This is a genomic window from Novosphingobium sp. (assembly GCF_041915465.1).
GTDB lineage: Bacteria > Pseudomonadota > Alphaproteobacteria > Sphingomonadales > Sphingomonadaceae > Novosphingobium.
Window position 1 is genome coordinate 1 of the sequence record NZ_JAYSBK010000102.1, and the last position, 10,672, is coordinate 10,672.

12 protein-coding genes are annotated in these 10,672 nt (G+C 65.1%); 5 read left to right on the forward strand and 7 right to left on the reverse strand.

Translation table 11 applies throughout. From position 1 onward, the window contains the following. From ilvN to miaA, 3 genes are all read right to left on the reverse strand, one after another. A partial coding sequence (ilvN, locus tag ACE3SN_RS14050; protein ID WP_374531037.1) for an acetolactate synthase small subunit occupies positions 1-502 on the reverse strand: 502 nt, incomplete at its 3' end. 16 nt (positions 503-518) lie between these two features. Further along, on the reverse strand, positions 519-2,261 hold the full coding sequence (gene ilvB, locus ACE3SN_RS14055; protein ID WP_374531039.1) for a biosynthetic-type acetolactate synthase large subunit: 1,743 nt from the start codon (positions 2,259-2,261) through the stop codon (positions 519-521). 139 nt (positions 2,262-2,400) lie between these two features. Next, positions 2,401-3,372: a tRNA (adenosine(37)-N6)-dimethylallyltransferase MiaA gene (miaA, locus tag ACE3SN_RS14060; RefSeq protein WP_374531041.1), complete on the reverse strand. Its 972-nt coding sequence runs from the start codon at positions 3,370-3,372 to the stop codon at positions 2,401-2,403. Between miaA and serB the strand changes: the two genes are divergently transcribed. Then, positions 3,365-4,246 carry a phosphoserine phosphatase SerB gene (serB, locus tag ACE3SN_RS14065; protein WP_374531043.1) on the forward strand — a complete coding sequence of 294 codons (882 nt, stop codon included), beginning with the start codon at positions 3,365-3,367 and terminating at the stop codon, positions 4,244-4,246. The two genes, miaA and serB, sit on opposite strands and share 8 nt — an antisense overlap. Positions 4,247-4,293: 47 nt before the next feature. After that, positions 4,294-5,133, forward strand: coding sequence for a Coq4 family protein (locus ACE3SN_RS14070; RefSeq protein ID WP_374531045.1), 840 nt, complete (start codon positions 4,294-4,296; stop codon positions 5,131-5,133). Between the two features lie 18 nt (positions 5,134-5,151). Here the strand turns inward: ACE3SN_RS14070 and ACE3SN_RS14075 are convergent, their stop codons facing one another. The 4 genes from ACE3SN_RS14075 to ACE3SN_RS14090 are packed head-to-tail and all read right to left on the reverse strand — an operon-like array spanning position 5,152 to position 8,855. Continuing rightward, complete coding sequence (locus tag ACE3SN_RS14075) at positions 5,152-5,562, reverse strand: DUF3052 family protein (RefSeq protein ID WP_374531046.1); 411 nt, start codon at positions 5,560-5,562, stop codon at positions 5,152-5,154. Continuing rightward, positions 5,559-7,742, reverse strand: coding sequence for a phosphoribosylformylglycinamidine synthase subunit PurL (gene purL / locus ACE3SN_RS14080; RefSeq protein ID WP_374531047.1), 2,184 nt, complete (start codon positions 7,740-7,742; stop codon positions 5,559-5,561). The genes ACE3SN_RS14075 and purL overlap by 4 nt, the downstream gene beginning before the upstream one ends. 41 nt (positions 7,743-7,783) lie before the next feature. Further along, a complete protein-coding gene (locus ACE3SN_RS14085; protein WP_374531048.1) occupies positions 7,784-8,428 on the reverse strand; it encodes a hypothetical protein in 645 nt (214 codons plus the stop codon). A 4-nt stretch (positions 8,429-8,432) separates the two neighbouring features. Further along, entirely contained in the window at positions 8,433-8,855 is a 423-nt protein-coding gene (locus ACE3SN_RS14090; RefSeq protein ID WP_374531049.1) for a DUF2177 family protein, read from the reverse strand. A gap of 64 nt (positions 8,856-8,919) precedes the next feature. Here ACE3SN_RS14090 and ACE3SN_RS14095 point away from each other — a divergent pair, with 64 nt between their 5' ends. Genes ACE3SN_RS14095 through coaD form a run of 3 tightly spaced genes read left to right on the forward strand, consistent with a single transcriptional unit; the run spans position 8,920 to position 10,566 of the window. Continuing rightward, positions 8,920-9,177 carry an exodeoxyribonuclease VII small subunit gene (locus ACE3SN_RS14095; protein WP_374531051.1) on the forward strand — a complete coding sequence of 86 codons (258 nt, stop codon included), beginning with the start codon at positions 8,920-8,922 and terminating at the stop codon, positions 9,175-9,177. A gap of 3 nt (positions 9,178-9,180) precedes the next feature. Continuing rightward, entirely contained in the window at positions 9,181-10,071 is an 891-nt protein-coding gene (locus ACE3SN_RS14100; protein ID WP_374531053.1) for a polyprenyl synthetase family protein, read from the forward strand. Next, the gene (coaD, locus tag ACE3SN_RS14105; protein ID WP_374531055.1) at positions 10,072-10,566 is read left to right on the forward strand and encodes a pantetheine-phosphate adenylyltransferase; all 495 of its coding nucleotides are present in this window, start codon (positions 10,072-10,074) and stop codon (positions 10,564-10,566) included. Positions 10,567-10,672 lie beyond the last annotated feature (106 nt).

The following is a 10,672-nucleotide window of genomic DNA, read 5'->3' on the forward strand; positions in this document are numbered from 1 at the left end:
CGCCGCGCATCATGCCGACCACGCCGGTGCGGCCCACTTCGACCAGGCCCAGTTCGCGCATCAGCGAAACGAAGCGGTCGATCTTGTCGGGCGTGCCGGTCAGTTCGAACACGAAGCTGCTGGTGGTAGTGTCGACCACCTTGGCGCGGAACACGTCGGCCAGGCGCAGCGCCTCGACCCGCGCCTCGCCGGTTCCGGCCACCTTGACCAGCGCCAGTTCGCGCTCCACGTGGGCGCCCATTTCGGTGAGGTCGGTCACCTTGTGGACGGGCACCAGCCGGTCCAGCTGGGCGTGGATCTGGTCAATCACGGCGGGCGGGCCATGGGTGACGATGGTGATCCGGCTGACCGAGTGGTTCTCGGTAATGTCGGCCACGGTCAGGCTGTCGATGTTATAGCCGCGCGCGGTAAACAGGCCGGCGATCTTGGCGAGAATCCCCGCCTCGTTGTCGACCGTGATGGTCAGGACGTGGCGTTCCGACGCCTCTTGCTTGATCTTCATCATAACCTGTGAAACCTCAAACCAGCGCCTTGGCCGCGTCGTCCATCGTTCCTGCCACGGCATCGCCGTAGAGGATCATGTCGGTGTGCGCAGCCCCGCTCGGGATCATCGGGAAGCAGTTGGCTTCCTTGGCGACGAGGCAATCGACGATCACCGGACCGTCATGGTCGATCATCGCCTGGATGCCCGCGTCGAGCTCCGCCTCGCTTTCGATGCGGATGCCCTTCCACCCGTATGCCTCGGCCAGCTTCACGAAATCGGGCAGGCTGTCCGAGTATGACTGCGAATACCGGCTTTCATAGGTCAGTTCCTGCCACTGGCGAACCATCCCCATCCATTCGTTGTTGAGGATGAAGACCTTGACCGGCAGGCGGTACTGCGTGGCGGTGCCGAGTTCCTGGATGTTCATCTGGATCGAGGCGTCGCCCGCGATGTCGATCACCAGGCTGTCCGGGTTGCCGAGCTGGGCGCCGATCGCGGCGGGCAGGCCATAGCCCATCGTACCCAGACCGCCCGAGGTCAGCCACTTGTTCGGCCCGAAGAAGTGGAAGTACTGCGCCGCCCACATCTGATGCTGGCCGACTTCGGTGGCGATTACCGGATCCTTGTCCTTGGTCAGCGCGAACAGGCGCTCGATCGCGCGCTGCGGCATGATCGCGGCCTTGTTGTCGGGATAGGCCAGGCTCTTGCGGGTGCGCCAGCCGTCGATCCGCCCCTTCCAGTCCGAAAGGTCTCGCCCCTTGCGTTTGCCCCAGGCCTCAATCAGCTGTTCCAGCACCTCGGTGCAATCGCCCACGATCGGCAGGTCGACGGGGACCGTCTTGTTGATCGAGGAACGGTCGATATCGATATGGATCTTGGTCGAATTGGGTGCAAAGGCATCGAGCCGCCCGGTCACGCGGTCGTCAAAACGCGCGCCGATGGCCACGATCAGGTCGGCCTGATTCATCGCCATGTTCGATTCGTAGGTGCCGTGCATCCCCAGCATCCCGAGCCAGTCGGGATGACCGGACGGGAACGCGCCGAGGCCCATCAGGGTGGAAGTGACAGGCGCACCGGTCAGTTCCTGAAGTTCGCGCAGCAGCGTGGTGGCGCGCGGGCCGGAATTGATCACGCCGCCGCCGGTATAGAAAATTGGCGCGCGGGCATTGGCGAGCAGTTCGATCGCCTTGGCAATGTCCTTGTCGCTGCCGCGGGTCTGCGGGGCATAGCGGATCGGCCTTTGCGGGGCCGCTCCGGTCCAGGTGGCGGTCGCGATCTGGACGTCCTTGGGCATGTCGATCACGACCGGGCCGGGACGGCCGGTGGTGGCGATGCGGAAGGCTTCCTCGACGATCCCGGCCAGTTCCGCCGGATCCTTCACCAGATAGTTGTGCTTGGTGCAGTGGCGGGTGATGCCGATGGTGTCGGCTTCCTGGAACGCGTCGGAACCGATCAGGCCGGTCGGGACCTGGCCGGTGATGACGACCAGCGGAATCGAATCCATGAAGGCGTCGGCAATCCCGGTAACCGCATTGGTCGCGCCGGGGCCAGAGGTGACGAGCACGACACCGGGCTTGCCGGTGGAGCGGGCATAACCTTCGGCGGCGTGGGCCGCACCGGCTTCGTGGCGGACCAGAATGTGACGGATGCGGGCATCGCCGAACAGCGCGTCATAGATCGGCAGCACGGCGCCGCCGGGATAGCCGAACACGAATTCGACCCCCTGCTGGACCAGGCTTTCGACCAGAATGCTTGCGCCGCTGCGCTCCTCGCTCACGTTCAAAACCTTTCAATAAAATTCGCGGGTTCCATGAAAGGACCGACCCGGCACAGTCGCCTGTGCCGGGTCCCCTCTCCAACTCGCGCAAAGCCCGCACGCGGCGGGTGTTGACACTGCCTCTAAGGGACAGGAAATATCATGTCAACCCCGAAGTGCGTAATAAAGTTGCGAATACCTCAAGCTCGGAGAAAGCATCATTCAGAACCCGCGGCCAATCGGCCGGGGGCTGCCGCCTGAACCATGTAAACTGCCGTTTGGCGTAGTTGCGGGTAGCCTGCGCGCCGCGCGATTCCGCCTCTTCCAGCGTGATTTCGCCGCGCAGGAAGGCGGCAATTTCGGGCACGCCGATGGCGCGCATGACGGGCAGGGCGGGGTCGAGCTTACGCTCAAGCAGCGCCTTCACTTCATCAATTGCGCCGAGCGCCAGCATCTTTGCGAACCGCGCGTCGCAGCGGGCATAAAGCGTGGCGCGGTCCGGCAGCAGGATCGCCGGGTGGAGCGCGATCTCGTTCGCGATCCCGCCCACGCGCTCGGCCTGCCACACGGCCAGCGGCCGCCCGGTCGAACGCACCACTTCCAGCGCGCGGGTGATCCGCGCGGCGTCTGCCGGGGCGAGCAGGGCGGCGCGCGCCGGGTCTTCCACCTGCAATGCGGCATAGGCGTCGGCGAGCGGCATGGCGCGCACGTCCTCGCGGACCGCAGGGTCGATCGCGGGCACGGGCGCGATGCCGTTCAGCAAGGTGGAGAGGTAAAGCCCGGTCCCGCCCGCCAGGATCGGCACGGCTCCGGCGGCGTGGACCTCGGCCACCACTTCACGCGCGCGCCGCGCCCAGTCGGCGGCGGAGCAAGCCTGCGCGCCGTCCCACTCTCCGAACAGGCGGTGCTCCACGCCCTGCATCTCTTCGACGCTGGGCCGCGCGGACAGAATGGCAAGGTCGGCATAGACCTGCGCGCTGTCGGCATTGATCACCACGGCTTCGCGGCCGCGTGCTTTCAGCGCCAAAGCGAGGCGGACCGCGCAATCGCTCTTGCCGCTGGCGGTCGGCCCTGCGATGAGCGCGACCGGCGGCTTGGTGCTGCCCGATTCAAAGGATTCCGACTTGTTCATTGCCCGCGTGATAGCAGAACCGGCGGCGCTGTCTGCCAATTGCGAACCGGCCATCCACGCGCTTGAGGCGTTGGGGTTCAAGGTCGCTTCGGCCGAAGGGCTGGGCGGGGTGGACGACCTGCTCGAAATCCGCGCCGAAGGCGGCGAGGCAGAGGCTTTGCGCGGCGTGATCGACCGGTTCTTTACTCCGTCGGACCTGCTGGTGGTGGCGCATGAGGCTCCCGGTGTGCCGAAGGTGTTCGTCTCGGACATGGATTCCACCATGATCGGGCAGGAATGCATCGACGAACTGGCCGACTTCGCCGGGATCAAGGCCGAGATCGCCGCGATTACCGAACGCGCGATGCAGGGCGAACTCGATTTCACCGAGGCGCTGACGGGGCGCGTGCGGCTGCTCGGCGGTTTGGGCGAGGATGCGATCCTTGAGTGCCTCGAACAGCGGATTGTCGCCATGCCCGGTGCAAAGGTGTTGGTCGAAACGCTGAAGGCCCACGGTAGCCATACCGTGCTGGTCACGGGCGGCTTTCACCAGTTTGCCGATCCGGTCGCCGAGCAGCTCGGCTTCCAGCGGGTCGTCGGCAATCGCCTGGCAGTCGAGCATGGCAAGCTGACCGGCGGCCTGGTTGGCGGGATCGTCGACAGCGGCGTCAAGGAAACGGTGCTGCGCGAGGAAGTGGCGTTGCGCGGCGGCACCAGCCTTGCCACCGGCGACGGCGCCAACGACATCCCGATGCTGGTCGCGGCCAGCTATGGCATCGCCTATCACGCCAAGCCCAAGGCGCGCGCCGCCTCCAACGGCGCGATCGATCAGGGCGATCTTACCAGCGTGCTGCGCCTGCTGGGCGTTCCGCGCGAGGAGTGGATCTGGGACTGACAGGCTTCAGTATTGACAATGTTGTAAGTAAGTCGCAAAAGCAGCCTATGGAGAGCCTTGCCCAATCGTTCGATTCGTCTGTCGATCTGGCTGCTGCCGACGGTGACGACCTGCCCCTGATGCTGCCCGGCCGTCCGCCGGCGCGCTATGACTTTCCCAAGGCATGGCGGCATTTCAAGGAACTGATCAAAGACAAGGAAAACACCGCCGAGGTGTTCCCGATCTTTGAAGCCTTGCCCTGGCGCGGGGTTTACGATGCGGCGCTGGCCTTCCTGAAGACCGATCGCGGTCAGCAAATCCGCAAGAGCGAACCCTCGCTGGTTACACTGCTGGATGACCATGCTGCCCTGCGCAAGTTGCCCGCTGGCAGCCTGGCCCACGTCTATTGCGACTTCATGGAGCGCGAAGGCCTCTCCGCGCAGGGTCTCGTTGACGAGCTCGACAAGTATCGCCCGGCCGACCAGTACTTCAACGATCAGGTCGACTGGTATTTCCGCCGGATGCGCGACACCCACGATCTGCTCCACGTGCTTACCGGCTTTGGCCGCGATGCGCTGGGCGAACAGTGCGTGCTGGCCTTCACCTATGGCCAGCAGCCCGCGCTGGCGCACCTGTTCCTCGGTTATGCCGGGGCCTTCGAGATTTCGAAGCGCAACAAGGTCAAGGTGCCGATCTTCCGCGCGGTGCGCGAAGCACAGAAGCTGGGCACGACCTGCCCGCGCCTGGTCGAAATGCCGATCCGCGAACTGCTGGCGATGCAGTACGAAGATGCGCGCAGGCACCTTGGCATCACCGATCCGAGCTATTACCGCGAAGCCCACGCCAAGTGGCGCGCGGCGGGGATCGATCCCTACGATCTGCTCGCGCCGCAGCAGATGGCGGCGTGACCCCACAAGGGGCAGCGTTCAGCGCAGCTCCTTGCGGATCACCAGCTTTAGGCCGGACCAGGTTTCATCAACTGCACAGACTTTCGTATCGACGAAGCCGATCGGTAACGCGATTTCGCGGACCGTGTCCTCGGTGATGTCGGTCGGCACTTTCGATGCCTGCTTGGGCCAGCTGACCCAGACCTGCCCGTCCGCACTGATCTGACTGCGCAGCGCGGCCAGCCGCTGCTCCAACACCGCACGCTCGGTCACGAAGATATGCGCGGCATCAACGCCTTGCGCAGGATCGGCCACGAAGTGCAGTTCCAGCGCATATTCGTCGATTTCGTCGACCACGCTTTCGGGCATGGCCTCGAACCAGACGCGCTGTCCGTCCCTGAGGTTGAGCTTCTTCGCCAGCGGCGTGCCGGAATAGCCGGCCTCGCTCACGCTTCCATCCAGTCGCGGAAGAAGGCCTCGTTGGCTTCGCGCAAGGTGGCCAGTTCAACCGAGAAGCCCGGGCCTTTGATCGCCGTGCCGCCCGTCGTGCCGATGCGGGTCATCGGGATGCCCGCGGCCTGGATCTGGTCGGCCACCGCGCTGGTGACTATATAGCGGGCCTGGTCTTCGCCGAACGCGGTGAAGTGATCGCCGATTTCCTCAACCATGCAGCCGATCCCGCCTTTGAGCGCCATTTCGGCAAGCGCCACCAGCAGCCCGCCGTCGGACACGTCATGCACCGCCGTCACCTTGCCTTCGGCCACCAGCTTGCGGACGAATTCGCCGTGGGCGCGTTCCTTGGCCAGATCGACCGGCGGGGGCGTGCCGTCTTCGCGGCCATGAATTTCGCGCAGCCACAGCGACTGGCCGAGGTGGCCGTTCGAATTGCCGATCACGAACACGGCCTCGCCTTCGGCCTTGAAGCCGATCGTGGCCATGACGCCATAGTCTGGCATCAGGCCGACGCCGCCGATCGCCGGGGTCGGCAGGATCGCCGAGCCGCCGCCGGTGGCCTTGCTCTCGTTGTAGAGGCTGACGTTGCCCGAGACGATCGGATAGTCGAGCGCGCGGCAGGCATCGCCCATGCCTTCAAGGCAGCCGACGATCTGCGCCATGATCACCGGGCGCTGCGGGTTGGCGAAGTTGAGGCAGTTGGTGATCGCCAGCGGGGTCGCGCCGACCGCGCTGATGTTGCGATAGGTTTCGGCCACGGCCTGCTTGCCGCCTTCATAGGGGTCGGCAAAGCAATAGCGGGGCGAACAGTCGGTGCTGATCGCCAGCGCCTTCCTGGTCCCATGCACGCGCACTACGGCGGCGTCGCCGCCGCTCTTCTGCAGCGTGTCGGCGCCAACCTGGCTGTCGTATTGTTCGTAGATCCAGCGGCGGCTGGCGAGGTCCGCGCAGCCCATCAGCTTGACGAGGTCCGCGCCCAGGTCCTTGCTCGGCGGAACATCGCCCAGCGGCTGGACGTTGGCCCACGCGGCATATTCCTCGCGGCTGGCGGCCGGGCGGTCATAGAGCGGGGCGTCTTCGGCAAGCGGGCCGAGCGGAATGTCGCAGACAGTTTCGCCCTGCCAGGTCAGCACCATGTGGCCGGTATCGGTCACTTCGCCGATTACCGCGAAATCGAGTTCCCACTTCCTGAAGATCGCTTCGGCCATGGCTTCCTTGCCCGGCTTCAGCACCATCAGCATGCGTTCCTGCGATTCGGACAGCATCATTTCGTAGGGCGTCATGCCCTCTTCGCGGCACGGCACCTTGTCCATGTCGAGAATGATGCCGGCCTTGCCGTTGGTCGCCATTTCGACCGACGAAGAGGTCAGGCCTGCCGCGCCCATGTCCTGAATCGCGACGATCGCGTCGGTCGCCATCAGTTCGAGGCAGGCCTCGATCAGCAGCTTTTCGGTGAAGGGGTCGCCGACCTGCACGGTCGGGCGCTTTTCTTCCGACTTTTCGTCGAAGTCGGCCGAGGCCATGGTTGCGCCGTGGATCCCGTCACGGCCGGTCTTGGAGCCGACATAGACGATCGGATTGCCGATGCCGGTCGCCGCCGAATAGAAGATCTTGTCGGTCTCGGCGACGCCCACGGTCATCGCGTTGACCAGGATGTTGCCGTCATAGGCCTTGTGGAAGTTGGTTTCGCCGCCAACCGTCGGCACGCCCACGCAGTTGCCATAGCCGCCGATGCCCGCGACGACGCCTTTGACCAGGCTCTTCATCTTGGGATGGTCCGGCCGGCCGAACCGCAGCGCGTTCATGTTGGCGACGGGGCGCGCGCCCATGGTGAACACGTCGCGCAGGATGCCGCCAACCCCCGTTGCCGCGCCCTGGTAGGGCTCGATGTAGCTGGGGTGGTTGTGGCTCTCCATCTTGAAGATCGCGGCTTGCCCGTCACCAATGTCGATCACGCCGGCGTTTTCGCCGGGTCCGCAGATCACCCAGGGCGCTTCGGTGGGCAGCTTCTTGAGGTGAATGCGGCTCGACTTGTACGAGCAATGCTCGGACCACATCACCGAGAAGATGCCGAGCTCCACCAGGTTCGGCTCGCGCCCGAGCGCGTGCAGGACGCGCTGATATTCTTCCTCGGACAGCCCGTGGGCGGCGACAACATCGGGAGTGATTTCGGCCATTGGCGGCCCTTAGCGCCGCGTTGCGAGTCCCGCTAGAGTAATCAGGCGGAAACTGCCGCGCTTTTCCCCATCCACCAAGCCGCCAGCGTGGCGAGGGCATAGGCGAAGAAGGCCAGCAGGCTGGTTCCCGCGGTCACTTCGGGTTCGACCGAGCCGAACCAGTTGATCGCCTGAAGCAGGAGCAGCACCGCGCCAAGCACCAGAACGCGTGGCAGGGCAGGCTTTCTGGCCGCCGCATAGAGCCACAGCGCGCCGAAGGTCAGGCCCAGTTCGAGCGGCATTTCGAGCGCCGGATGGTTCCACAGGCCAAGCCCGAGCTTGGGCGGGCTGCCCGCCAGTGTCAGGTCGGGCACGTGAACAACCAAGTCGAGCAGCCAGTGCGACACCACCACCGCGCCCGCGAGCAGGGCGGCCATGCGGTCCTTCGTCGCCGCCCAGACCAGCGCGCCGAACGCGGCGCCGAACACCACGCTGCCCAGCAGGCTGTGGGTATAGGGCATATGGTAGAGGTCCATCGGGTTCATTGCGCTGATCCCGGGGGTGACGCGCATATGCTCGATGCCCAGCAGCAGGAAGCCGAAGAAGCCCCAGTCGACCAACTGACCGGCCACGAACAGCGTGGCGATGCCCGGCGATTTGCGTTTGGCGGCAACTGCCAGGGCCGGTGCCCAGTGGCCGATAAACATGGCCTCAATACCCCGAGCGCAGCACGGCCAGCGTGGCAAGCCCGCTGGCAAGTGCGCTCGCGGAAGCACCCCAGGCGATGTCGATCAGAGTGATATGGGTGGCCCACTGCTTCAGCGTCGCCTGGTTGGTCAGGTCATAGGTGGCATAGGCAAGGCCACCGAGCAGTGCCCCGTTGAGCACCGCCAGCGGCACTCCGGCCATGATCACCGATGGGTCAGCGTAAACCAGGCCCGGGCGGACCGCGAACCAGACCAGGCCGGCAATGTAGATCACATAAAACAGCGCGGCGGGGGCGAAGCGGAACTTTGCGGCCAATAGGTCGCCGAGCGCGGGGCGATAGAGGTTGGGGCCAGCCCAGCGCAGCCACAGCCCATCGAGCAATCCGAACACGATTGCCGCGACACCAAAGGCGATAATCCACTTCATTTCGTGTTCTCCCCGTTTTGTCGCAGCTTGACCGGTGCGGGCTGCGCGGTCAATGCTCCATCCCATGACCGAGGGTTCACCCGAAATCGCCGCGATGAGCTTTGAAGATGCGCTGCGCGCTCTGGAAGAGATCGTGCGCAAGCTGGAAAGCGGCGAAGTGCCGCTGGACATGTCGATTACGCTCTACGAACGCGGGGAGGCACTGCGCAAGCACTGCCAGACAAGGCTCGATGCCGCGCAGGCCCGAATCGAGCGGATCGTGGCCGGGCCGAGCGGCGAGGCGATCGCAACCCAGCCGTTCGATCCCGATACCGGCCGCTGATCCGTGGACAAGCTGCTCGCTGCCGCACTGAAGGATCTCGCGCGTGAGGTCGACGCCGGCTTCGATACCTTGCTGCCGGTTCCGCCGGACGCGCGCGCCCCGCTTTACGAGGCCATGCGCCATGCCGTGATCGGCGGCGGCAAGCGGCTGCGTCCGATGCTGCTGGTGGCGACTGCGCAGCTTTACGGGGGTAGCCGCGCGCAGGCCCTGCGCGCAGCCCTCGCGATCGAGGCGGTGCACGCCTATTCGCTGGTTCACGACGATCTGCCCTGCATGGACGACGATGCCATGCGCCACGGCAAGCCCAGCGTGCACAAGGCCTTTGGCGAAGCGATGGCCGTGCTAGCAGGGGATGCGCTGCAGGCGCTGGCCTTCGAGATTCTGAGCGACGTGAACACCTTTGCCGACCCCTATGTCCGGGCCGAGCTGGTTCATGCGCTGGCCGCCGCCGCCGGGGCAGGCGGCATGGTCGGCGGGCAGGTGATGGACATCGCGGCCGAACAGGGCGGGTTCGACCTGCCCGCGATTACCCGCATGCAGCAACTCAAGACCGGGGCCTTGCTGGCTGCCGCAGTCGAAATGGGGGCGATCGTGGCCCATGTCCCGCACGAGGGGCGCGTCCACCTGCGCGGCTATGCCCATGACATCGGTCTTGCCTTCCAGATCGCGGACGACCTGCTCGATCACGAGGGCGATGCAAAGCTGGCCGGAAAGGCGCTGCGCAAGGATGCGGCGGCGGGCAAGGCGACCTTTGTCGAGCAGCTTGGTGCGGACCGCGCGCGGGCCCAGGCGGGCATGCTCGTCGATCAGGCGATTGCGCACCTTGCGGCACACGGGCAAGAAGCAGATCTACTGCGCGGACTCGCGCGTTACATCGTGGAGAGGGACCGCTAGATGGCGAAACGGGTGGGCGTCTATCCGGGGACTTTCGACCCCATTACCCTGGGGCACATGGACATCATCAAGCGCGGCGCGCGCCTGGTCGATGAACTGATCATCGGGGTAACGACCAACATCGCGAAGTCGCCGATGTTCAACGACGATGAGCGTATCGCCATGGTCGAGCGCGAAGTGGCGGGGCTTGCCGATGCGACGATCCGCGTCGTCGGCTTCAATTCGCTGCTGATGGACTTTGCCGATGCCATGGATGCATCGGTCGTGATCCGCGGCATTCGCGGGGTGACCGACTTCGAGTACGAATACCAGCTCACCGGCATGAACCGTCAGCTCAACGATCATGTCGAAACGGTCTTCCTGATGGCCGACGTCTCATTGCAGCCGATCGCGTCGCGGCTGGTCAAGGAGATCGCGGTCTATGGCGGCAATATCGACAAGTTCGTCAGCCCCGCGGTGCGCGACGACGTGATCGCCCGGATCGCGAAAAAGTAACGGCGCGTCCGGGTTCGGGTTTTGACGGGGACTGTTAATTCCCGTTCATTGCCACGACAGCGAAGGGCGGCTATCCCGCCCGTCAAACAGTTTCAGCCAGTTTCGA

What these genes read in the sequence shown, in the direction of transcription:
- miaA (WP_374531041.1), bottom strand. Translation starts at nt 3,372, where the DNA reads ATGAACAAGTCGGAATCCTTTGAATCGGGCAGCACCAAGCCGCCGGTC.
- ACE3SN_RS14070 (WP_374531045.1), top strand. Translation starts at nt 4,294, where the DNA reads ATGGAGAGCCTTGCCCAATCGTTCGATTCGTCTGTCGATCTGGCTGCT.
- purL (WP_374531047.1), bottom strand. Translation starts at nt 7,742, where the DNA reads ATGGCCGAAATCACTCCCGATGTTGTCGCCGCCCACGGGCTGTCCGAG.
- ACE3SN_RS14085 (WP_374531048.1), bottom strand. Translation starts at nt 8,428, where the DNA reads ATGTTTATCGGCCACTGGGCACCGGCCCTGGCAGTTGCCGCCAAACGC.
- ACE3SN_RS14090 (WP_374531049.1), bottom strand. Translation starts at nt 8,855, where the DNA reads ATGAAGTGGATTATCGCCTTTGGTGTCGCGGCAATCGTGTTCGGATTG.
- ACE3SN_RS14095 (WP_374531051.1), top strand. Translation starts at nt 8,920, where the DNA reads ATGACCGAGGGTTCACCCGAAATCGCCGCGATGAGCTTTGAAGATGCG.
- coaD (WP_374531055.1), top strand. Translation starts at nt 10,072, where the DNA reads ATGGCGAAACGGGTGGGCGTCTATCCGGGGACTTTCGACCCCATTACC.